Here is a 23,594-nt window from a genome sequence, read left to right as displayed (position 1 = left end):
AAAGCAAAGTTGCCGGCGGCATGGATCCGTGGCCTGAAACGTCAGGTCACGACGACAGGTCTCGAGGCGTCGGCAGCACTCGCGCGGGCCGGCATGCTGGCAGGTGCGCGCGGTCGTGGTTCTATCTTCACGCTTCATCACGTGCGCCCCAAACAATCGCTCGCGTTCCAGCCGAGCGGTCATCTGGAGGTTACCCCGGAATTCCTGGCCGATGCGATCGAACGGCTCTCGGCGGATGGATATGCGTTCGTGCCGCTGGACGAAGTGCCGGAGCGGCTTGCCAATCCAACCGGCCAGCCGTTTGCAGCCTTCACGCTTGACGATGGCTATCGTAACAACGCCGAACATGCGCTGCCGGTGTTCGAGAGATACGGCGTGCCCTTCACCGTTTTCGTCGCCCGCGGCTTTGCGGAGCGGACCCATTCGATGTGGTGGGAGACAATGGCGGACCTGATAGGTCGCGAGCGGGAGCTGAGTTTCGATTTCGGCAATGGACCCGAGCGGATCGAGCTCGGCTGTGAAGAGCAGAAGTTCGACGCCTTCGACCGGTTTGCCGATCTCGTGTTTCGCGATGACGAGGCAAGTGCCGTCTCAAGGATGAATGCGCTTGTGCGGTGCCACGGTATCGACCCGTTGCAGATGACCGCCGACCTGACGATGGATCCGGCCGAGCTGCGCGAACTTTCGCGGCATAAGCTCGCAACACTTGGCGCACACACAATCAGTCACCGCGCCGTCGGGCGGCTGTCGGAAGCGCAGGCGCGGGCCGAGATGGCGAGGTCTGCCGACTATGTGGAAGAACTGACCGGGATACGGCCGACCACGATCGCCTATCCCTACGGCACGCGGAAGGCGGTGGGCGAGCGCGACTACCGCATCGCCCGCGACCTCGGCTTTTCGGTCGCCGTCACGACCCAGCCGGGAACGATCTGCGAGAAATGGCTGACCCGGCTGACGGGTCTGCCGCGGATTTCGCTGAACGGCCATTACCAGCGGGCGCGCTATGTGTCGGCGCTCGCCTCGGGCATTCCCTTCAAGCTTGCGCGCTAGGCGCAAGCTTTCATCGGTCGCTCACGGATACATCCGCACCTTTTCCCAGGCACCGTCTGGCGTATCGCGGCGGAATTCGATCCGGTCATGCAGGCGGAACGGTCGATCGTGCCAGAACTCGATCGACACGGGACGGATGCGGAAACCGGACCAGTGCGGTGGCCGCGGTATCTCGCCGATCGCAAATTTCGCGGTGTATTCGGCCACGGATTTTTCCAGCGCGAAACGGCCTTCGAGCGGCCGTGACTGTTTCGAGGCCCAGGCGCCGATTCGGCTTCCGCGTGGCCGCGTCGCATAATAGGCATCCGCTTCGGCATCGCTGACGATCTCGACGGGGCCGCGCAGACGCACCTGACGTCTCTGCGACTTCCAGTGAAAGACCATCGCAGCCTTTTTCTGGCCGAGAATTTCCTCGCCCTTCTGGCTTTCGAAATTCGTATAGAATACAAACCCGTCCTCGTCGTAGCCCTTCAGCAGGACCATTCGCACATTGGGAAGCCCATGTTCATCGACGGTCGCAAGCGCGACGGCGTTCGGATCGTTGATCTCGCTGGATTCGGCATCCTTCAACCACGACCCAAATAAGGTGAAGGGTTCACTTTCCTGCGTGAAGTCACCGCTTGTTAACCCGTTTTCCGACATATTGACTAAAGTGCTCCCGATCTGATGAACATGCCCGAGACACTTGGCCGGACAGGATGCAAGGTGATTGTGATAGCAAATTCGATGTGCCGTACAAAGAGCCTGAATGGCGCCAGCCTGCGAATCATCGCGATCGTCGCACTGTGCGGTTCGCTTGGCAGCTGCACCAGCATGGATGTGTTCGGCGGCTCGGACAAGGTCGATCGTAGTATCTCGACGAGCAGCATTCCCAGCAAGCCAAAAGCGGGTGATCCGCAATCGGACGAAGCCACCGTGCGCAATGCCGTGACCTCGGCCGATCTCGCCAAGGTGGGTGCGAACCCCCTTCCCTGGGCAAATTCGGCGACCGGCAGTGCCGGTGTCGTCTCCTCGATCCACGAGGACCGGAGCGCCGGCCTACTCTGCCGCGCCTTCACCACCAGCCGCCATTCCTATGAGGGAATATCGCTGTTTTCCGGTCAGGCATGCCGGACCAAAACGGGCGACTGGTCGCTCACGGCATTTGACCGCCAGTAGTGTTAAGGCCTGCACTGTGCGGTAAACGTTTTGTTTACCGTAACATGCATCAACCTTCTCTCCGTAACCTCTGATTCAGCAATTCCTCCATACGGTTACTGCCTGTGATCCGGCCAGCCTCGGGGCATGAGGAACCGAAGGCTGCCGCGAGAGTTGTTGAGTTACGGGGGGTCCGGAATTGGATACGCGACCCACCGCCCCAAGCTTTACGGGTGGTTTCAAAATGCGCGATCCCTACTCTATTCTCGGCGTCAATCGGAGCGCCAACGCTGACGAGATCAAATCGGCGTGGCGTTCGAAGGCAAAGACCATTCATCCCGATCAGAACCAGGACGACCCCGATGCCGGCGAGCGCTTCGCCGAAATGGGCCAGGCCTATGAGGTGCTGAAGGATCCCGAGCGGCGCAAGCGCTACGACCGCGCATCCGCTCTTCAACAGACATTCATGCAGCAGCGCCAGGCAGCCCGCGAAGCGGAAATGCGTGCCAAGGCTTCCCGCGAGCGCGCGGCAAAAGTGATGGAAGAGCTCGCCCGTGCCAGCGCCAAGCGGGCGCAGGCCGAAGTGCTTCAATCCCAGGCGCAGCAGCAACAGCAGAACGGCAAGGCCCGTGGCGATGCCCCGCCGGAACCGGCCGAAGACATGGTCGAGCGTATCTTCGGCGTCTCGCCAGACGGCCAGACCGCCGACTCCGGACCGAAAAAAACCGCAGACGAGGCGTCGACCGCGCAGGCCGCTCGTCCATCGTCGAAAAGCGACGCGACAGGAGCCGATGCAGCGGATGAGGGACCCGGCAGCCGCCCGGCCCCGCCGACCACCGGCATGGGTTCCGGTCTTCTCAACACGCTGCTGCGGCGCATCCGCGGCGAAACCGTGACCGTTCTCGAAACGGCGCCGGATCTTCTGGCCGAAGCGGTCGTGACGATCGAAGACCTTCTCAACAGGGGTTCGGTCATCGTGCATTCCAGCGACGATCGTGACGTGCGCGTTTCGCTTTCCGCGGGCATGACCGAGGGTCATGTTGTGCGGCTGAAGGGCCAGGGGCTGAAGCTTCCCGGGATGAAGCAGGGCGATCTCGTGGTGACCCTGAAAGTGGCCAAGCATGCGGATTTCCGGGTGAGCGGTTTCGATATCCACACCATTTTGCCGATCTCTCTCGAAGACGCCGTTCTCGGCGCCGAGCCGATGCTGAAGACGCCTGAAGGCGAGCAGACGATCGCGGTTCCCGCATGGTCGGGGTCCGATCAGGCAATCCGGCTGGAAGGCATGGGGCTCTACAACGATGCAGGCGGCCGCGGCGATCTGGTGGCGGAACTGCGCATTGTGCTTCTCGAAAAGCCCGACCCGAAGGTGACCGATCTGATGCGCCACATGCGCCACGGGCTGTATCTGTAAGACATCGATCCCCAACCGGCTCCGGCGACAGCTGAAACGTTGGCCTCCCCGTTCGCCAAAGAGTGGGCGTATGAGTTGGTATCCGCAAGCTTGAACCGTTGCCCTGCCTATGTCATAGGCAAGGCCAAATCGAGTTTCCAGGGGATATTCATGGTTCAGGCTTCCGGCCTCATGTCAGGCAAACGCGGCGTCGTCATGGGTGTCGCCAACAATCGCTCCATCGCATGGGGCATTGCCAAGGCCATTCACGATCAGGGTGGCGAAGTTGCTCTGACCTACCAGGGCGACGCCCTGAAGAAGCGGGTCGAACCGCTCGCTGCCGAAATCAACGCTTTCATGGCCGGCCACTGCGATGTGAGCGACGAGTCGACCATCGATGAGGTGTTCGCCAATATCGAGAAGAAGTGGGGCAAGATCGACTTCTTCGTGCATGCGATCGGCTTCTCCGACAAGGATGAGCTGACCGGCCGTTACGTCGATACGACGCCTGACAACTTCGCCAAGACGATGCAGATCTCGGTCTACTCCTTCACGTCGGCCGCACGCCGCGCCGAAAAGCTGATGACGGACGGCGGCGCCATGCTGACGCTGACCTATTACGGTGCCGAGAAGGTGATGCCGAACTATAACGTCATGGGCGTTGCGAAGGCGGCACTTGAAGCCAGCGTCAAATACCTGGCCGTTGACCTCGGACCGAAGAATATCCGCGTCAACGCGATCTCGGCCGGCCCGATCAAGACGCTTGCTGCGTCCGGCATCGGCGACTTCCGCTATATCCTCAAGTGGAACGAGTATAACGCGCCGCTTCGCCGCACGGTCACGATCGAGGAAGTGGGCGATGTCGGCCTTTATCTTCTGTCGAACCTGTCGCGCTCCGTCACCGGTGAAATCCACCATGCGGATAGCGGCTATCACGCCATCGGAATGAAGGCCGTCGACGCGCCTGACATTTCCGTCGTGAAGGACTGAGCGCCCCGTGCTTCTCTACGTCATCCGCCACGGCCAGACGGACTGGAACGCTGAAGGCCGGCTTCAGGGTCAGAAGGATATTCCTCTGAACGATACGGGCCGCCTTCAGGCTACCGGCAATGGTGAAGCGCTGAAAGAACTGCTCGGCGACGATGTCGCCAATTTTGACTTCGTGGCAAGCCCGCTCTCGCGCACTCGCGAGACGATGGAGCGGCTGCGCACAGCGATGGGGCTCGATCCCCTCGCCTACCGGACCGACGACCGGCTGGTGGAAGTTTCGTTCGGCGACTGGGAAGGCCAGACGCTGGCCGAAGTCAAAAAACTCGAGCCCGAGCTGCTGAAGGAAAGAAAGCGCCAGAAATGGAGCTTCATTCCGCCGGGCCAAACTGCCGAGAGCTACGAGATCCTGTCATGGCGCATCGGCGCCTGGATGCAGTCTCTGACCGGTCCGACCGTGGCGGTCGCCCATGGCGGCGTCATCAGGTCGATCTTTCGCCTGATCGGCGGCGTGGGAGAAGAAGAAGCATCGTCTATCGCCATCCATCAGGACCGTATCCTGAAAGTCGAGCCGCTCGACGGCCGGATGGAATGGCTGTAAGCCGCTGAGGCCCGGTTCCGGCCCTTACTGTACGATTTCGAGATCGTCCACGACGCGGTTGCCATCGACGACCGTGTAGAACACCAGAACCTTAACGCCCGCCTTCAGGCCCTCGAAGTTGAACTCTTCCGGCACCTTGTAGGTCTTGCCGTCGTCCAGCGTCAGGCTGAGCGACTTGGCGTCGATCGTCTTGATCGTCGCCTCGACGTCCACGCTCTGCGCCCAAGTGCTCAGCGGCGAGAAAACACCGGCGGTCGCAAGCAAGGCAGCAATGAGGATACGCATGATGAAGATCCCTGGAACAAACGGTCTGTACTAATTCGGTGCAAGATAGCCTGCCGATTGTGGCGAAAATTGCTCGCCAGCATGACATTTTCGCTACAAACAACAGTTTGATTATTAACCATATTCTTTCGAATTCAAGACGTCTCAAGACCAAATCGAACGTTTAGTGACCGCGTTTACCAACTATTTGCAATAAAACGCAGCTTCACAGCTCTAAGGCGGATGTGGAATGGGAAATTAACTGCGCCACAATACAGTTATACCCGGTCACAAGAGTTAACGAGAAGGTGTTCAGTTTTGGCGCTCTGGCGTTCCTCCATTACCGAAAGGTTTCGCCCTTTCAGCAGTGCATGCGCGCCTGCCGTCGCAGCCTTCCTCGTTTCGCTGACAGTTATCGTCACCGCGGTGGTCCTCGATCACCGATTCGTGCAGAAACATCGCGACGATATTCACGCCGCCACGACACGCGCGGCCGGCACGGCGGCCCGTCAGATCGCCTCGCGGCTGGAGCTTGATTTCGCGGTCGCCGATAGCCTGCGCAATGCGTTGATCGGTCAGGCAGGATACAAGCCCAACGATATGCAGACCGCTGCTCGTCAGGCACTCGCCGACCTGCCGCACCTTTCCGCAGTGATCGCGGCACCGGGATTCACACCAACGACCTTCTTCCGCCGCGACAGCTTGGCCGGTGAGACCGGTATCGATCTTGCTGGTCTTAAGGCGGATCTCGACCGGGCCGGCAACAAGGCGCGCCCAAGCGTGCTGACCGGATCGCAGACGGGCAGGCTTACCCTCATCATGCCGGTGCCTTCCGCCAGCGGACAGGAAGCCGGGCTCTGGGGCGCTCTGGTTCTCGTCCTCGATGTCGCCGATCTGCTTGATCCCGCGACACGCCCTCAGGTTGGCGACGCGGCACAAACGTCCGAGACGGTCTTCGACTGGCTCGATCTCGCGCTCGTCGACAACAGTCGAGCCGACCAGGCCGTGTTTTACGGCAATGAAGCGGTAAAGGGCGGCGATCCGGTCCGGTGGTCGATCACCGTCAAGGGTACGGACTGGCAGATCCTTGCGGCGCCGTGCGTCGGCTGGAATGCTTCGCCCGCCGGTCAGATGCGGTTCCGGTTGATCCTGGCGCTGGCATCGCTTGCGATCGTCTTGCCGGTGCTCATTGCGACCTCGCTGATTTCGGAACGCAACCGGCATATCGAGACGCTGCGGCTGCGCGAAAACAAGCTGTTTGCACTGTCGCGACGGTTCGGGCTTGCCATGGAAGCTTCGATGATGGGCATCTGGGAAGTGACTGATGAGGGTGTGCAGCTCTCCTGGGACGATCGCTCCGCCGCTCTCCACGCCAATCCGTCAGCCACCACCGGCAACCGGTTCGATGACTGGATGGCATCGATCGCGCCTGAGGACAGGGCTGTCGCGGAAGCGCATCTCTTTACAGTTCTCTGCACCGACAGCCCATCGACCGAGACCTATCGCCTGATCCTGCCCGGCGGCGACATCCGGCATCTTCGCTCCGCCGGCGCGAGGGTCCAGAACGAGCGCGGCATCCAGGCGACCGGCATCGTCTGGGACGTCACCGCCGACGTGACGATGGCACAGACCCTGCGCGACGCGAAAGACAACAGCGAGGTCAAGAATGCCGAGCTCGAACTGGCGCTCGACGAATTGTCGGACCGGGAGCAGGAACTGGAAGGTCTGTCGCGCAAGCTCGACCTCGCACTCGGTTCCTACGGATGCGGCGTCTGGGAATATGATCCGGCAACCGGCTGCGAGATATGGGACGCTCGCATGTGCCAGCTTTATGGCGTTGCCCCGATTGCCGGCCCCCTTCCCCACGACTTCTGGCTGTCTCTGCTGGTTCCGGAGGATCGCCAGAGTGCTCTTGACGCGGCAATGCGTTACCTTTCCGGCGACGTCGAGGAGGCTCTGATCGTTCGCGTGCCGCAGTCTGACGGCAGCCTCCGCTATATCCGGTCCGTCGGTCAGCTGGTGATCGGTCGCGACGGTTCACGCAAGCTTATCGGCCTCGCCTTCGACGTGACCAAGGACGCGGTGATGACGACCGAGCTCAAGTCTGCAAAAGCGGAATCGGATGCTCGCAATGTCGAGCTTCAGATGGCCAAGACCCGCATCGAGCACAATGCGCTGCACGACCCGCTGACGATGCTTGGGAATCGCCGCAAACTGGACATGGAACTCGACCACCTCTCGCGTGCAAGCCAGGTTGAGCGGCAGAAGTTCTTCATCCTTCATCTCGACCTCGACCGGTTCAAGCAGATCAACGACACGATGGGCCATGCGGCCGGTGACGCGATGCTGGTGCATTCATCCCGGATCCTGTCCCGCAACGTGCGTGACGAGGATATCGTTGCGCGGATCGGCGGCGACGAGTTCGTCATCCTGATGAACAATTCCGCATCCATCGAGGACGTGGCCGAGCTTTCGCAGCGGATCATCGCCGAGTTTCGTCAGCCCTTCGACTTCGACGGCTTTTCCTGCCGGTGCGGCGTTTCGATCGGCATTGCGCAGGCAACCGGCCTTAATGTCGATGCACGACGCACGCTGGTCAACGCCGACATCGCGCTCTACCGGGCCAAGGGCCTCGGCCGCAACCGTTTCGAATTCTTCACGCTCGACCTGCAGGAAGAGATCGTCAGCCACAAACGGACCGCCGACGAAGTGCTCTCGGCGATCGACAACGGCGAGTTCGTGACCTGGTACCAGCCGCAGTTTTGCGCCAGAACCGGTGAACTGACCGGGGCCGAGGCGCTGCTGCGCTGGAACCATCCGCATCACGGCATCCTCGCGCCAGCGCGGTTCCTGAGGATCGCGGAAGACCTCAACGTATCGGCGGTGCTCGACCAGATCGTGCTTGAGACGGTGCTGAAGGACAAGATGCGCTGGACCGCGCTCGGCCTCAAGGTGCCGAAGGTCTCCGTCAACGTCTCGTCGAAGCGGCTGCATGACGAAAACCTGATCGCGAACCTCGAGTCGCTGTCCATCACACCCGGCGAGATCTGTTTCGAGCTGGTGGAGTCGATTTTCCTCGACGACGGCGACGTGTCGGTATCGGGCAATATCGAACGCATCAAGGGAATGGGCATCGACATCGAGATCGACGATTTCGGGACCGGCCATACCTCGATCGTCTCGCTGCTAAAGCTGAAACCGAAGCGGCTGAAGATCGACCGGCAGCTGGTGATGCCGATCCTTGAAGCGCCGCAGGAACGGACCATGGTTCGCTCGATCGTCGACATTGCCCGCTCGCTTGGCATCGACACGGTGGCGGAAGGTGTGGAGACGATGCAGCATGCGGAATTGCTGCGCGAACTCGGCTGCGACCTTCTGCAGGGCTATGCCTTTGCCAAGGCCCTGCCCTTTGACGAATTCGTTGAGGCGGCCAGAGCCGACTGGCTCAAACAGGCGGCATGAATGGCACCGAATGGCCGGCCGTGCATCCATGTCCGGGATCGACAGCCCGATATGGGGCAAGAAGGGCTTGTCGCCCGCCGACCTTTTCCATAAGACATCCGCGTCAAAGTTTGACGTCGAATATTGACGGAGGCAGCCCCTCCGAAGCCGGTTAGTGAAATGTCGCACAATACTTTCGGTCATCTTTTCCGTGTCACGACCTGGGGCGAAAGCCACGGGCCGGCACTCGGCTGCGTGGTGGACGGTTGCCCGCCCGGCCTGCGCTTCACGCTTTCCGAAATCCAGGCCTGGATGGACAAGCGCAAGCCCGGTCAGTCGCGGTTCGTGACGCAGCGGCGCGAGGACGATATCGTCAAGATCCTCTCCGGCGTGATGATGGACGCGGACGGCGAGACGATGATCTCGACCGGCACGCCGATCTCCATGCTGATCGAGAATACCGACCAGCGCTCAAAGGATTACGGCGAGATCGCCCGCAGATATCGCCCCGGCCATGCGGATTTTGCCTACGATCTGAAATACGGCATCCGCGACTACCGCGGTGGCGGCCGCTCATCGGCGCGCGAGACGGCAGCGCGTGTGGCGGCTGGCGCGATCGCCCGCAAGGTCGTGCCAGGAATGACCGTGCGCGCAGCCCTGGTGCAGATCGGCAAGCACAAGATCAACCGTGACAACTGGGACTGGGGCCAGGTCAACGAGAACCCGTTCTTCTGCCCCGACCCTGAGATGGTGCCTGTCTGGGAAACCTATCTCGACAGCATCCGCAAGGCCGGATCGTCGATCGGCGCGATCGTCGAGGTGGTGGCGGAGGGCGTTCCCGCAGGGCTTGGCGCACCGATCTATGCCAAGCTCGACCAGGAAATTGCTTCCGGCCTGATGTCGATCAATGCCGTGAAGGCCGTCGAGATCGGCGATGGTTTTGCCGCCGCCGAGCTTTCCGGCGAGGACAATGCCGACCAGATGCGGATGGGCAACGATGGCCAGCCTATCTTCCTCTCCAATCATGCCGGCGGCATCCTCGGGGGCATTTCGACCGGCCAGCCGATCGTTGCCCGCTTCGCCATCAAGCCGACCTCGTCGATCCTGAGCGAGCGCCAGTCGATCGACGCTGATGGCAACAATGTGGATGTACGCACCAAGGGTCGCCACGATCCTTGCGTCGGCATCCGCGCCGTGCCGATCGGGGAGGCGATGATGGCCTGCACGATCGCCGACCATTTTCTCCGTGACCGGGGTCAGACCGGTAAAACCCGCTAGGAATCATCACATGCCCTACGATCAGAAGCGCGTCGTCGACGCCATCCGCGCCTTCGAAGCCGGCGAAATCGTCGTTGTTACCGATGACGACGGACGCGAAAACGAAGGCGATCTGATCGTCGCTGCGGTTCACTGCACGCCGGAAAAGATGGCCTTCATCGTGCGCCACACATCCGGTATCGTCTGCACGCCGATGCCGCGCAGCGAAGCCAAGCGCCTGAACCTCAATGCGATGGTGGCGGAAAACGACAGCGCGCATACGACCGCCTTCACCGTAACGGTGGATTTCAAGCACGGCACGACGACCGGCATCTCCGCCGACGACCGGACGCTGACGGTGCGCAACCTCGCCAACCCGAATGTCGGCCCGGCCGACTTCGTGCGTCCCGGCCACATCTTCCCGCTGATTGCCCGCGAAGGCGGCGTTCTGATGCGCTCCGGCCATACGGAAGCGGCCGTCGACCTGTGCAAGCTCGCCAACCTGCCGCCGATCGGCGTGATCTGCGAACTCGTCAACGACGACGGCACGGTGACGCGCGGTCCTCAGGTTACGGAGTTTGCGATCACCCATGGCCTGAAGCAGGTGTCCGTTGCCGATCTCATCGCCTATCGCCAGCGCAAGGAAACGCTGATCGAACTGCACGGCACGTTCGACATCGAGACGCCGAAGGGCAAGGCCAAGGCACACGCCTACTCCCTGCCCTGGGAGACGATGCAGCACGTCGCCATCGTGTTCGGCGACATCAGGGACGGCGTCGACATTCCGGTCCGCCTTCATCTGGAAGACGTGGCGCGCGATGTGTTCGGCGCGGCACGCTCCGTGGACCGTTACATGGCAAAGATCGCCGACGAGGGTCGCGGCGTCATCATCTATCTGCGCGAGGGTTCGGTTGGCGTCGGTGCCAGCGCGACGTCGCGCAAGGTCCGCTTCGGCGAGGAATCGCACGCGGAGGCCAAGGTCCGCGACAGCGAGTGGCTGGAAATCGGCCTCGGCGCCCAGATCCTGCGCGATCTCGGCGTATCGTCGATCAAGCTTCTGACCAGAAGCGAACGTCATTACGTCGGCCTCGAAGGGTTCGGCATCCAGATCGCCGAGACCGTGATCTGCTGAACGGCCACTGAGCGGAGCGCGTTTCCGTGCTGACCTTTTGAAATAGAGGTTGTCGCGGGAACATCGCATTTGCGCACGTGTTCAGTCTCAGGACGTTGCTGGAAAATGCCGGCGACGTCCGACAGACGCAACCGTGCAAGGATCAAGTCCGTGACCCGAAGCCTGAACATCGTTCCACCAGCCCTCGACCCCGCCGTCTCCGCTGGAAGGACGACCGTCGAGAGCATGACGTTTCCGCCGAGCGGCTTCGTGCCCAACCACCCTCACCTTCCGGCTCTGATCTACCGCAACGCCCTTGCCATCGACCCTCTGGTCGGCGACCCCGCCAGCCTGTTCGAAGACCTTTTTGCGAAAAACGGCTGGCAGGGCATCTGGCGCGATGGCGTATTCGATTACCAGCACTACCACACGGGCGCCCACGAGGTCCTCGGCATCGCAAATGGTCGCGGCCTGCTGCTGATCGGCGGTCCGGATGGCACCGAAATCTCAGTCCATGGCGGCGATTGCATCGTGTTGCCGGCCGGCACCGGGCACATGCGGCTGGAGGCCAGCCGCGACTTCGTGGTTGTCGGCGCCTATCCGCCAGGACAGCGTGCGGATCTCCAGACCGGACCCGCGGATTCTGAGGGTCTCAGCCGAATTTCGAGCCTTCCCGTGCCGCAGACCGATCCGCTTCGTGGCCGCGACGGCCCCCTCCTTCGGCACTGGGTCCGTTAGGGTTTATTCATGTACATCTAATGCGTGCGCAAAAATCCGATAGGCACAATTTTATCGGAACAAGCACAGCAGCCTTGCAGTTACCCCGCTGATCGCCACCCGCTCTACGGCTCGGCAACCCAAGGCTATAAAGATGAACACGCGTCCTCAATTCGCCTCGTCCACCCCGCTGTCAAAGCTCCCGCCGCAAATCTACTACGTGCATCCTCTCATGCTCAAAGGCTTGCAGGATTGGCGCCAGGTTTTTGCCCATGCGAAGGATCTCGGCTTCGATACGGTCCTCAGCGCGCCGCTGTTTGCACGCGGCGCGGACACGAGCATTTTCGTCAGCGGAGACCTGGACAGGCTTGATCCGGCGCTGGGACTTGGGGAAAGCATCGACGACGGCGTGAAGGCACTGGCAGGTGCCGCTAAAGAGCATGGCATCAAGCTGATGCTCGACATTGCCGTCGATCGTATCGCCGATGCGTCAAACCAAGGCAGCGCCGTCGTATTCGACCCGCGTCGCTCACCGCAGGAAAGCGGCAGCCGCACGATCGATATCACTCATGAAACGCAGCTGCTTGATGACTGGCGCCGCCGACTGGCGCGGCTGGCCGGGCTTGGCATCGCCGGCTTCCGATGCATCGGCATTGGCAAGGTCGCGCCCGACGTCTGGAAGGGCCTGATCGCTGCGGCCCGCAGTGCCGTCTCTGACACCGTCTTCCTTGCCTGGACGCCCGGCACCAGTTTTGAAGATCGCAAGGCGCTCAAGGGCGTCGGCTTCGACGGCAGCTTTTCGTCCTTTGCCTGGTGGAACATGGAGGAACGCTGGATCCTCGACGAATACGAGGTGCAGCGCGAACTCGGCTACCAGATTACCTTTCCGGAAGCCCCGTTCGGCAAGCGCATGGCGCATGGCATTGACGGAACCGAAGTGTCGGAGCGCAGAGCGGTCCGGGCCCTGAAGCTCGCGTCGACCTTCGCCAGCGGCCTCATGGTGCCGATGGGCTTCGAATACGGCTCATCCATCCCGCTCGACCCACTGACCGGCGACGGTGTGGGTCTGCGTGGGCTCAAGGACCAGGGCGTGTTCGACCTGTCGAGCGACATCCGTGCCATCAATGCCGCGCCCAACAAGACATCGGCCGGGTTCGGCCGCCAGCCGCTGAGGTTGATTTCCACCAGCCAGACCCAGGCTGTGGCGCTCTTGCAGACCGACCATGAGGATATCCGCGCATCTTCGAAGATCCGCGTCGTCATGCTGAACCGCGATTTGCGCAGGGTCACCAAGGCTCCGTTCAACGTGCTGCGTGAAGCAGCCTCCCCTTTCCTGCCGCTGACGGCGCCGGGGAATGACGCCGACATTTTTGCACCCGATCTCATGCTGAAGCCGGGCGAACTGCGCGTTTTTGAAGGCCATGCCTCGCAGCCGATCATCGAAGCTGTTCCTGTTTCCACCGCAGCAGAGGCCGCAGCCACGCCGCGGCTGGCAATCGAGAAGATCACGCCGTCGGTGGATGACGGCCGTTTCGTGGTGAAGCGGGTTGTTGGCGAGACGGTCAAGGTCGAAGCCGACGTGTTCGGCGACGGGCACGATCCGCTGTCGGCATCGGTCATGTGGCGTGCGGCCGACGAGGACCAGTGGACCGAAGTGCCGATGACGCTTGTCACCAACGATCGTTGGGCGGCAGAATTTCCGCTGAAGCGGATGGGTCGCCACGAGTTTGCAATCGAGGCCTGGAAGAACCCCTTTCAGATCTTCCGCTACGAATTCACCAAGAAGCACGAGGCGCGGCTCGATCTGCGGCTGGAGATCCAGGAAGGCATCAATCTGGTGCTTGATGCGCTGGATCATGCCACGGGTGACCTCAAGACCGAACTGCAGGTGCTGTTCGACAAGCTGACGGCGCAGGACGATCCGAAGCGGACCGAAACGCTACTGCTGGCCGACACGGCCGAGCTGATGGTGGAAGCCGACCGCCGCCCGCACCGGGTTCGCTCGAATCCGATCCCGGTCGATGCCGAACGGACGGCTGCGGCATTTGCCAGCTGGTTCCAGGTGTTCCCTCGCTCCCAGAGCGGCGATGCGAACCGTCACGGCACGTTCGACGACGTGATTGCGCGGCTGCCGGCGATCCGGGAGATGGGCTTTGATGTCCTCTACTTCCCGCCGGTGCATCCGATCGGTTCGACCAACCGCAAGGGCAAGAACAACACGCTGACGCCGGCCCCTGATGATCCGGGCAGCCCATACGCGATCGGCTCGGAAGATGGCGGCCATGACGCGATCCATCCGGAGCTCGGCACGTTCGAGGATTTCCGCCGGCTGGTGGATGCCGCCAAGGAGCACGGGCTGGAGCTCGCTCTCGACCTCGCGATCCAGGCATCGCCCGACCACCCGTGGCTGAAGTCCAATCCCGGCTGGTTCGACTGGCGGCCTGACGGCACGATCCGCTATGCCGAAAACCCGCCGAAGAAATACGAAGACATCGTCAACGTCGATTTCTACGCCAAGGACGCGGTGCCTTCGCTGTGGATCGAGTTGCGCGACGTCGTGCAGAAGTGGGTCGATAACGGCGTCAAGCTGTTCCGCGTCGACAATCCCCATACGAAGCCGTTCCCGTTCTGGGAATGGATGATCGCCGACATCCGCTCGCGCCATCCAGACGTCGCCTTCCTGTCGGAAGCGTTTACGAAGCCGAAGGTGATGTACCGCCTCGCCAAGGTCGGGTTCTCGCAGTCCTATACGTACTTCACCTGGCGCAATGCCAAGTGGGAGCTCGAGCAGTATATGCGCGAGATCACGACCGAAGAGCCGAAGGAATTCTTCCGTCCGCACTTCTTCGTCAACACGCACGATATCAACCCGGATTTCCTGCAGAACGCACCGCGTCCGGCCTATCTGATCCGTGCGGCGCTGGCTGCCACGCTGTCGGGCCTCTGGGGCGTCTATAACGGCTTCGAGCTTTGCGAAGGACGCCCGGACGCCAAGCGCAAGGAATATGCGGACTCCGAGAAGTACGAGATCCGTGCCTGGGATTACGACCGTCCGGGTCACATCAAGGGCGAGATCGCGCTTCTCAACCGCATCCGCCGCGAGAACCCGGCGCTGCATTCGCATCTCGGTCTGCAGCTCCTGCCCGCCTGGAACGACAACATCATGTTCTTCGAAAAGGCCAGTGCCGGCCGCGAGAACGTGCTGCTGATCGCCGTCAACCTCGATCCGCATCAGGCGCAGGAAGCCGATATCGAACTGCCGCTGTGGTCGTTCGGCCTTCCGGATCACGGAACCCTCGACCTCGAAGACGTCATCGGCGGCGATCGCTTCTCATTGACCGGCAAGGTGCAACGCATCCGCCTCGACCCTCACTCCGGCCTGCCATTCTCCATCTGGCGCGTCCGTTAAAGACAAGAATGGGAGGAGACATCATGGACATCACGAGCGGCAGAAACCAGGGCCAGGACCAGAATCAAGCGATGAACGACGATCCACTATGGTACAAGGATGCAGTTATCTATCAGCTGCATATCAAGTCGTTCTACGACGCCAATGGCGACGGTATCGGCGACTTCCAGGGGCTGCACGAGAAGCTTGATCACGTCGCTTCACTTGGCGCCAACACGATCTGGCTCTTGCCGTTCTTTCCATCGCCGCGTCGTGACGATGGATACGATATTGCGGATTATACCAGCGTCAGCCCGGACTATGGCACGGTGGACGAATTCAAGGCGTTCGTGGCTGCCGCCCATGCGCGCAATCTGCGTGTGCTGATCGAGCTCGTCATCAACCACACGTCCGACCAGCATCCGTGGTTCCAGCGGGCACGTCATGCGCCTCCCGGTTCGCCGGAGCGCGATTTCTACGTGTGGTCGGATACGGACCAGAAATTCCCGGAAACGCGGATCATCTTTCTGGATACGGAAAAGTCCAACTGGACCTGGGATCCGGTTGCCGGCGCCTATTACTGGCACCGCTTCTATTCGCACCAGCCCGACCTTAACTTCGACAACCCAGCCGTTCTCGAAGAGCTGTTCGAAGTCATGCGGTTCTGGGCCGATACGGGCATCGACGGTTTCCGCCTCGACGCCATCCCCTACCTGATCGAGCGCGAAGGCACGATCAACGAGAACCTGCCGGAAACCCACGACATCCTGAAGAAGATCCGCGCGGCGCTCGACAGCACCCATCCCGGCAAGATGCTGCTGGCGGAAGCCAACCAGTGGCCGGAAGATACGCGCGAATATTTCGGCGATGGCGACGAGTGCAACATGGCGTTCCACTTTCCGCTGATGCCACGCATGTATATGGCGATCGCCAAGGAAGACCGCTTTCCGATCACCGACATCATGCGCCAGACGCCCGCGATCCCGGACAATTGCCAGTGGGCGATCTTCCTGCGCAACCATGACGAGCTGACGCTCGAGATGGTGACTGACGAAGAGCGCGATTACCTCTGGAACATCTATGCAGCCGACCGGCGCGCCCGCATCAATCTCGGCATCCGCCGCCGCCTTGCGCCACTGATGGAGCGCGACCGCCGCAGGATCGAGCTGATGAACGGCCTGCTGCTGTCCATGCCAGGAACGCCCGTCATCTACTACGGTGACGAGATCGGCATGGGCGACAACATCTATCTGGGCGACCGCGACGGCGTTCGCACGCCGATGCAGTGGTCTCCGGACCGCAATGGCGGTTTCTCCAAGGCCGATCCGGCGCGCCTCGTGCTGCCGCCGGTCATGGATCCTCAGTACGGCTATGAGGCGGTGAATGTCGAAGCGCAGGGCGCCGACGCGCATTCGCTGCTGAACTGGATGCGCCGGATGCTGGCGCTGCGCAACAAGCATGCAGCCTTCGGCCGCGGCACGCAGCGGTTCCTGACGCCCGGAAACCGCAAGATCCTTGCCTATCTTCGCGAATACGAGGGTGAGACAATCCTTTGCGTCGCCAACCTTTCGCGCCTGCCGCAGGCGGTGGAACTGGACCTGTCGCAATTTGCCGGCTGGGTGCCGATCGAGATGTCCGGCATGTCGCCGTTCCCGCCGATCGGTCAGCTGACCTATCTGCTGACGCTGCCGCCCTACGGCTTCTTCTGGTTCCAGCTGGTGGATAGCTCGGAAGGTCCGGTCTGGCGCACGGAGCCGCCGGAGCAGATGCAGGACATGGTGACCATGGTCGTTCGCCGTGACCTGCAGGAGCTCGGCGAAGACTCTCCGCTGTCGCAGATGTTTGCCAAGGATATCCTGCCGCCATACCTCTCGAAACGCCGCTGGTTCGGCTCCAAGGGCTCGATCCTCAATTCGGCGCGGCTTGCCAACGTGACGCCGATCGCGTTTGCCAACAACATCCTGCTCGGCGAGCTAGAGGTCGATGTTGCCGGCAAGTTGGATACCTATCTCCTGCCGCTCGCCATCGCCTGGGATGAAGCCCAGCCTTCGGCGCTTGCCCAGCAGCTGGCGCTTGCGCGCATCCGTCAGGGTCGCCGTGTCGGCTTCCTGACCGACGGCTTTGCGATGGAAGGGCTGGCGCGCGGCGTGATCCGCGGACTGTCCGAACGGGCCGTGATCTCGGGCGTTTCAGGCGCCCTTGAATTCGTCGGCACCGACACTCTCGACCAGCTCAACTTCAACGACGACATGCCTGTGACCTGGCTTTCGGCCGAACAGTCGAACAGCTCGCTGATCATCGGTGATCTCGCCATGGTAAAGCTGATCCGTCACATCTTCCCGGGCATCCACCCGGAGGTGGAGATGACGCGATATCTCACCAATGTCGGCTACCAGAATACGGGACAGCTGCTCGGCGAAGTCGCCCGCACCTCGCCGGAGGGCAACCGCTACACGATGATCATCGTGCAGCGCGCGATCCGCAATCAGGGTGATGCCTGGAACTGGATGCTCGGCAACCTGCGCCGCGCAATCGACGAGATCGTGGTGACCGGGCTCGAGGGCGAAGGGATCGACGAGCACTTCAAGCCACTCGTCAATCTTTCGGCCACCATCGGAACACGGCTTGGTGAGCTGCATGTCGCACTGGCCCAGCCGACCGATGACGAGGCATTCAGCCCGATCTGGGCTGGCGATGCCGATATCTCGAGATGGCGCGCGGGCGTAACGGCTCAGATCGACCAGAGCCTGACCATGCTCGAACTGAACAGCGAGGGACTGGAAGGTCGCGCCGCAGAGGACGCACGCATGATCCTCAGCCGTCGCGAAGACCTGTTCGGCCTCGTCGAGACGCTGTCCGGCTTTGCAATTTCGACGCTGATGACCCGTACCCACGGGGACTTTCACCTGGGCCAGATCCTGGTGGCAGAAGGCGACGCCTATATCATCGACTTCGAGGGCGAACCTGCCCGCGATCTCGAGGAACGTCGTGCAAAGTCCAACCCGCTGCGCGACGTGGCCGGCCTGTTGCGGTCGCTCAGCTATCTCGCAGCCTCGGCCGATCTCGATCGGGAAGTCGTCAGCGAAGTGGACGACGCCCGTCATCCGGAGCTCGTCAGCCGCTTCATTGACAAGGCGGAACCGGCATTCCTGCAGGCCTATTTCGATGCTGTGGAAAAGTCCGACTCGCTCAACATCCCGCACGAGAAGCGGTCGAAAATCCTCGACCTCTTCCTGCTGGAAAAAGCCGCCTACGAGATCGCCTACGAAGTGCGCAGCCGGCCGAAGTGGCTGCCCCTGCCGCTCGCAGGTTTTGCGACCATCGCAGCGCGGCTTCTCGACACCGACAGCAATTCCACCCCTGATGCACCCAAGGGAGAGACAGAGTGATGCGATACGAGCGCACGGACCTCATCATCGGAACCGTTGAGGAGGGCCTCCAGGCCCTCGTCGACGGCCGTCATGGTGATCCCTTTTCCATTCTCGGCCGCCATCAGTACGGCGACCTCACCGTGGTGCGGGTGCTGCTTCCCGGGGCGCTTTCGGTTGAGGTCGTCGAGCGCGATACGGCCAAGGTCGTCGCGGAGCTGGACAGCATCCACCCCGGCGGTCTGTTTGCCGGCGTGACCAATTCGACTGCGCCCTATTTCCTGCGCATCGAATGGCCGGAAGCGATCCAGGAAACCGAGGATTCCTATTCCTTTGCGCCACTGCTGGGCGATCTCGATCTGCACCTGATCGGCCAGGGCACCCATTACGATCTCGGCCGTACGCTCGGCGCAATCCCGATGGAAGTGGATGGGGTTTCCGGCGTTCGTTTTGCCGTCTGGGCACCGAACGCCACCCGTCTCTCGGTCGTGGGCGACTTCAACGCCTGGGACGGTCGCCGGCACCCGATGCGGCTTCGGCCGCAGGCCGGCGTCTGGGAACTGTTTGTTCCTCGACTGACCCATGGCGAGCGATACAAGTTCGAAATTCTCGACGCTCACGGCAATATGCTGGCGCAGAAGGCCGACCCGATCGCACGTGCCTCCGAAGCGGCACCGTCGACTGCCTCCGTCATCGCCTCGTCCAAGCCGTTCCGCTGGACGGATGGCGACTGGATGGCGGCACAGGCTAAGGACCGTGCCCGCGAAGGCGCGATGTCCGTCTACGAGGTGCATCTCGGTTCCTGGGTGCGGATTGCCGAGGAAGGCAACCGGACGCTCGACTGGGTGGAACTCAGCCAGCGCCTCGTGCCCTACGTCAAGAAGCTCGGCTTTACCCATATCGAAATGCTGCCGATCATGGAGCATCCGTTCGGCGGATCCTGGGGCTACCAGCCGCTCGGCCTGTTCGCGCCGACCGGACGCTACGGCACGCCTGAAGACTTCGCCTATTTTATCGATCGCTGCCATGCGGCCGGGATCGGCGTCATCCTCGACTGGGTGCCGGCGCATTTCCCGACCGATGTCTGGGGTCTGGCGCAGTTCGACGGAACAGCGCTCTACGAACATGCAGATCCGCGCGAAGGTTTCCACAAGGACTGGAACACGCTGATCTACAATCTCGGTCGCAACGAGGTGAAAGGCTTCCTGATCGCGTCAGCGCTGGAATGGCTTGACCACTTCCACATCGATGCGCTTCGTGTCGATGCAGTGGCCTCCATGCTCTACCGCGATTACAGCCGCGAGCAGGGCGAGTGGATCCCCAACAAATTCGGCGGCCGCGAAAATCTCGAATCCGTGGAATTCTTTAAGCACCTGAACAGCATCATCCATGAGCGCTGCCCGCATGCCTTCACGGTGGCCGAGGAATCGACCGCCTGGCCGGGTGTGACCGAAAGCGTCGAGCAGGGTGGACTGGGCTTCGACTTCAAGTGGAACATGGGCTGGATGCACGACACGCTCCATTACATGGAGGAAGATCCGGTCTATCGCAAATACCAGCACGGAAGCCTGACCTTCGGCATGGTCTATGCCTATTCCGAACGCTTCATGCTGCCGCTGTCCCATGACGAAGTGGTGCACGGCAAGGGCTCACTTTTTGGCAAGATGCCGGGCGACCACTGGCAGAAGATGGCCAATCTGCGTGCCTATTACGGCTTCATGTGGGGCCATCCCGGCAAGAAGCTGATGTTCATGGGCGGCGAAGTCGCGCAGGTGACCGAGTGGAACCACGACGCGTCCGTTGTCTGGGATCTGCTGGACAGCCCCGATCATGCGGGCATGCAGCGCTTGATCGCCGATCTCAATGCGCTCTATTCGGCCGAGCCGGCGCTTCAGTATGGCGATCTCCATCCTGAAGGCTTCGAATGGGCCGTGTCCGACGATGCGGAAAACTCCGTTACCGCGATGCTGCGCCTGTCGCAGGATCGGCAGTCGGCAATCATCGTCGCTTCCAACATGACGCCGGTGCCGCGGCACGGCTACCGGATCGGCGTGCCGTTCGAAGGGCGCTGGGAAGTGGTGCTGAATACCGACGCTGCGATCTACGGCGGCACCAATTTCGGCCAGACGGAAGCCTGGACGGAGAACCAGTCGGCGCATGGCAAGACAGCGTCCATCGCTCTCGACATCCCGCCACTGGCGACGGTGTATTTGCGGTGGCGGGGTTAAGTCCCCGGCATCACCCGGATTGAGCGCTTCCAAGAGATGAAACGGCTGACGGGACCTAGTCCCGCCAGCCGTCTCGATAGACGACCTTGTCCGCGCCGGCAAACCGCCCCACCCGCTGCAGCTCGGCATCGAGCTTGGCCAGCCTGCCTGCGGATGCCCGAACACCCTTTTCCAGCCACAGCCGCTTGACATCAAGCACACCCGTTTTGCGCTCCGCCTTCATGTCGATGCGACCGATCATGCGGTCGCCTTCCAGAAGCGGAAAGACGTAATAGCCGTATTGCCGCTTCGGCTCGGGCACAAAGACCTCTATGCGGTAGAAGAAATCGAACAGCCGCACCGCCCGGTCACGGTTGCGCAGTAGCGGATCGAACGGGCTGAGCACCCTCACCCGTGCCGGCGGTTCTGGAATATCGCCGAGGTTTTGGGGAAAGCCTGAGAACGCGAAGGAAGCGCGCGGGCGGCTGTCGTCGGCGGTTTCGATCAGGACTTCGACGAGTTCATCGCGATGGGCTTTCACCCAGTCCCTCGCCTCTTCCGGCGTGACGATATCCCAGAAGGCAGCGAGTTCTCCCGATGTGGCAAAGCCAAGCTTTTCCATCGCGCTGCGGCAGGCCCAGTCGATGAAGTCCTCGTGGCTGACATCCGGTTCGTGATGGTGGGCGGCAATAACGCGCTCGGTCAGATCGTAGATCTTCTGGAAATTCACCCGGCCGGCAATCGAAAGCTTGCCGGTGTGCCAGTAATATTCGAGCGCCGTCTTGTTGGGATGCCAGTTCCACCAGCCGCCGGATTTGTGATCCTCCATCTTCATGTCGCGCGACATGATCGCACCGTTTTCGGAGATGTGCTTGAACGTGTCCTCGAAGGCGGAATCGAAACTCTCGCCATGCCATTTGCGCCAGCGCTCGGCCAGGATCGGTTCGCGGCGGCGGAAGCGATGCTTCCAGTAGCGGAACAGACGCGCCGGAATGATCGAGGCGTCGTGGGTCCAGTGCTCGAACAGCTCGCCGTCTTTTTCCAGAAGCGATGTCAGATGCTCTCGCCGATAGGTCTGGTTGCGCGAAAACAGGATCATGTGATGGGCGCGCTCGACGGTGGCGATACTATCCACCTGCACGAAGCCCAGATCATCGATCAGTTGCAGAAGACCGGCCTTGTTGAGCGCACGGGTCGGCGGTGCGGAAAGCTGCTGCCGTTCGATGAAAATCCGTCTTGCGCGGGCATTGTCGATCAGAATCGCCATGGCAACGAGACTAGGGCGACAGTGGACCGGATGCAATGTTCACTTTTCATTCCGCCTTCCCGCTCTGCTCCCGCCGCGATATAGACCGTTCAGCAACCGAGGACCGGCATTGGACATCCATTTCGACAAGGCCGAAGCCCGCTTCGACGGGCGTGTCACGCTGCATCCGCTGACGGTGCGGCTGACCGAGCGCCGCATCGGCGTGATCGGCCTCAACGGCTCCGGCAAGACAACGTTTGCGCGGATGATCAACGGACTTGTCTCTCCCGCGAGCGGCAATGTCGTCGTCAACGGCTTCGATACGAAGGCCGACACCGACCGCGCCCGCGCGCAGGTTGGTTTCATCTTCCAGAACCCGCAGAACCAGATCATCCTGCCGATCCTGAAGGAAGACATCGCGCTCGGCCTGACGTCGCGCAAGCTTTCGAAAGCCGAGATCGAGGCCCGAACGACGGCGATCCTTTCGCGGTTCGGCATCGGACATCTTGCCGACCGTCGATCGCACGAGCTTTCCGGCGGCGAGTTGCAGCTTGCGGCCTTCGCCTCGGTTCTGGTGACCGAACCGGACATTTTGATCATGGACGAGCCGACCAACCAGCTGGACCTGAAAAACCGCAACCTGGTGGCCCGCACGATCAGAGAGCTCACCGAAAACGTCATAGTGCTCACCCACGATCTCGATCTCATCGCGGGCTTCGAGCGGGTTCTGTTGTTTGACAACGGCCGGCTTGCCGGCGACGGAAACGCTGCCGAGATCATTGCCCGTTACCGCGAGCTTGCCGCATGAAGACGCTTTACGTGGACGGCAGCGGCTTTCTGCACCGGCTTTCGGCCCGGGCGAAGCTTGTGCTGCTGGCGGTCGCAAGCCTTGCGCTGTTCCTGATCCAGTCGCCGTTAGTGCTTGGCGTCGGTGCGGTCGCCAGCGGCCTGCTTTTCGCTTCGCTGCGAATCGGATGGCGGCAAACATGGCTGCGGCTGCGGGTTCTTGTCCTCACCATCGCAGCCGTTGCGCTGTTCACGCTGGTTTTCAACAGCCCTGTCGAGGCCGTCAGCGTGTTTTTCCGGCTTTCGGCGCTGGCGCTTCTTGCGTCCGCGGTGACGGCCACGACTACTACCGGCGATTTTATTACGGAAGTGACATTTGCGGCTTTGCCGCTTGAAAAGCTCGGGCTTGTAAAAGCTGCGGATATCGGCCTGTCGATCGGCCTTGTGCTGCGCTTCATTCCGGAAATCCTGCTGCGTCACCAGGCCATCCGCGATGCGCATATCGCGCGAGGGTTGCGCCCTCGAACCCTCTCCATCATCGTCCCGCTGATCATCCTCACATTGAAGAATGCCGACGAGATTGCCAGCGCAATTGACGCCCGGGCAATCCGTGCGCAGAAGTGATACAGATTCAGTCGTCA

General features: G+C 61.6%; 17 protein-coding genes. 14 read left to right on the top strand and 3 right to left on the bottom strand.

Translation table 11 applies throughout. The features are described 5' to 3' along the window. Window positions 1–9 precede the first annotated feature (9 nt). A complete protein-coding gene (locus ACQY1K_RS03785) occupies window positions 10–1,050 on the top strand; it encodes a polysaccharide deacetylase family protein (RefSeq protein WP_062580187.1) in 1,041 nt (346 codons plus the stop codon). A 21-nt stretch (window positions 1,051–1,071) separates the two neighbouring features. Here ACQY1K_RS03785 and pdxH read toward each other — a convergent pair whose 3' ends face one another. After that, entirely contained in the window at window positions 1,072–1,692 is a 621-nt protein-coding gene (gene pdxH / locus ACQY1K_RS03780; RefSeq protein ID WP_062579430.1) for a pyridoxamine 5'-phosphate oxidase, read from the bottom strand. 84 nt (window positions 1,693–1,776) lie between these two features. On the opposite strand from pdxH, the gene ACQY1K_RS03775 reads away from it, so the two are divergent. The 4 genes from ACQY1K_RS03775 (at window position 1,777) to ACQY1K_RS03760 (ending at window position 5,168) form a co-directional block, all read left to right on the top strand. Then, window positions 1,777–2,208 (top strand): RT0821/Lpp0805 family surface protein, encoded by a 432-nt coding sequence (locus ACQY1K_RS03775; protein WP_430258344.1) that lies wholly within the window; start codon window positions 1,777–1,779, stop codon window positions 2,206–2,208. Window positions 2,209–2,431: 223 nt separating this feature from the next. Continuing rightward, on the top strand, window positions 2,432–3,601 hold the full coding sequence (locus ACQY1K_RS03770) for a DnaJ C-terminal domain-containing protein (protein WP_430250371.1): 1,170 nt from the start codon (window positions 2,432–2,434) through the stop codon (window positions 3,599–3,601). A 150-nt stretch (window positions 3,602–3,751) separates the two neighbouring features. Further along, the gene (fabI, locus tag ACQY1K_RS03765) at window positions 3,752–4,570 is read left to right on the top strand and encodes an enoyl-ACP reductase FabI (RefSeq protein ID WP_062453638.1); all 819 of its coding nucleotides are present in this window, start codon (window positions 3,752–3,754) and stop codon (window positions 4,568–4,570) included. Between the two features lie 7 nt (window positions 4,571–4,577). Beyond that, window positions 4,578–5,168 (top strand): histidine phosphatase family protein, encoded by a 591-nt coding sequence (locus ACQY1K_RS03760; protein ID WP_209900043.1) that lies wholly within the window; start codon window positions 4,578–4,580, stop codon window positions 5,166–5,168. A gap of 24 nt (window positions 5,169–5,192) precedes the next feature. Here the strand turns inward: ACQY1K_RS03760 and ACQY1K_RS03755 are convergent, their stop codons facing one another. After that, a complete protein-coding gene (locus ACQY1K_RS03755) occupies window positions 5,193–5,453 on the bottom strand; it encodes a DUF1344 domain-containing protein (protein WP_062453640.1) in 261 nt (86 codons plus the stop codon). Window positions 5,454–5,750: 297 nt separating this feature from the next. Here ACQY1K_RS03755 and ACQY1K_RS03750 point away from each other — a divergent pair, with 297 nt between their 5' ends. The 7 genes from ACQY1K_RS03750 to glgB all read left to right on the top strand — a co-directional run bounded on the left by ACQY1K_RS03750 (window position 5,751) and on the right by glgB (window position 20,942). After that, window positions 5,751–8,894, top strand: a complete 3,144-nt coding sequence (locus ACQY1K_RS03750; protein WP_430258343.1) for a putative bifunctional diguanylate cyclase/phosphodiesterase — start codon at window positions 5,751–5,753, stop codon at window positions 8,892–8,894. 159 nt (window positions 8,895–9,053) lie between these two features. After that, window positions 9,054–10,151, top strand: a complete 1,098-nt coding sequence (gene aroC / locus ACQY1K_RS03745; protein ID WP_430258342.1) for a chorismate synthase — start codon at window positions 9,054–9,056, stop codon at window positions 10,149–10,151. 10 nt (window positions 10,152–10,161) lie between these two features. Beyond that, window positions 10,162–11,262: a 3,4-dihydroxy-2-butanone-4-phosphate synthase gene (gene ribB, locus ACQY1K_RS03740; RefSeq protein ID WP_430258341.1), complete on the top strand. Its 1,101-nt coding sequence runs from the start codon at window positions 10,162–10,164 to the stop codon at window positions 11,260–11,262. A gap of 225 nt (window positions 11,263–11,487) precedes the next feature. Continuing rightward, complete coding sequence (locus ACQY1K_RS03735) at window positions 11,488–11,979, top strand: cupin (RefSeq protein WP_062580184.1); 492 nt, start codon at window positions 11,488–11,490, stop codon at window positions 11,977–11,979. A 133-nt stretch (window positions 11,980–12,112) separates the two neighbouring features. Continuing rightward, the gene (locus ACQY1K_RS03730; RefSeq protein WP_430258340.1) at window positions 12,113–15,367 is read left to right on the top strand and encodes a maltotransferase domain-containing protein; all 3,255 of its coding nucleotides are present in this window, start codon (window positions 12,113–12,115) and stop codon (window positions 15,365–15,367) included. A 23-nt stretch (window positions 15,368–15,390) separates the two neighbouring features. Next, entirely contained in the window at window positions 15,391–18,735 is a 3,345-nt protein-coding gene (gene treS, locus ACQY1K_RS03725; protein ID WP_430258339.1) for a maltose alpha-D-glucosyltransferase, read from the top strand. Next, window positions 18,735–20,942 (top strand): 1,4-alpha-glucan branching protein GlgB, encoded by a 2,208-nt coding sequence (gene glgB, locus ACQY1K_RS03720; protein WP_430258896.1) that lies wholly within the window; start codon window positions 18,735–18,737, stop codon window positions 20,940–20,942. The genes treS and glgB overlap by 1 nt, the downstream gene beginning before the upstream one ends. Window positions 20,943–20,997: 55 nt before the next feature. Here glgB and ACQY1K_RS03715 read toward each other — a convergent pair whose 3' ends face one another. Beyond that, the gene (locus ACQY1K_RS03715) at window positions 20,998–22,188 is read right to left on the bottom strand and encodes a winged helix-turn-helix domain-containing protein (RefSeq protein ID WP_430258338.1); all 1,191 of its coding nucleotides are present in this window, start codon (window positions 22,186–22,188) and stop codon (window positions 20,998–21,000) included. A gap of 109 nt (window positions 22,189–22,297) precedes the next feature. Here ACQY1K_RS03715 and ACQY1K_RS03710 point away from each other — a divergent pair, with 109 nt between their 5' ends. Both ACQY1K_RS03710 and ACQY1K_RS03705 read left to right on the top strand, forming a co-directional pair. Further along, window positions 22,298–22,975 (top strand): energy-coupling factor ABC transporter ATP-binding protein, encoded by a 678-nt coding sequence (locus ACQY1K_RS03710; protein WP_430258337.1) that lies wholly within the window; start codon window positions 22,298–22,300, stop codon window positions 22,973–22,975. Then, complete coding sequence (locus tag ACQY1K_RS03705) at window positions 22,972–23,577, top strand: energy-coupling factor transporter transmembrane component T family protein (protein WP_430258336.1); 606 nt, start codon at window positions 22,972–22,974, stop codon at window positions 23,575–23,577. Before ACQY1K_RS03710 ends, ACQY1K_RS03705 begins: the two co-directional genes overlap by 4 nt. Window positions 23,578–23,594: the final 17 nt, after the last annotated feature.

The sequence above is a fragment of the Neorhizobium sp. IRS_2294 genome, assembly GCF_050500145.1.
Classification (GTDB): Bacteria; Pseudomonadota; Alphaproteobacteria; order Rhizobiales; family Rhizobiaceae; genus Neorhizobium; species Neorhizobium soli.
Note: the sequence above shows the minus strand (reverse complement) of the source record. Positions and strands in the feature narration are given on the sequence as shown.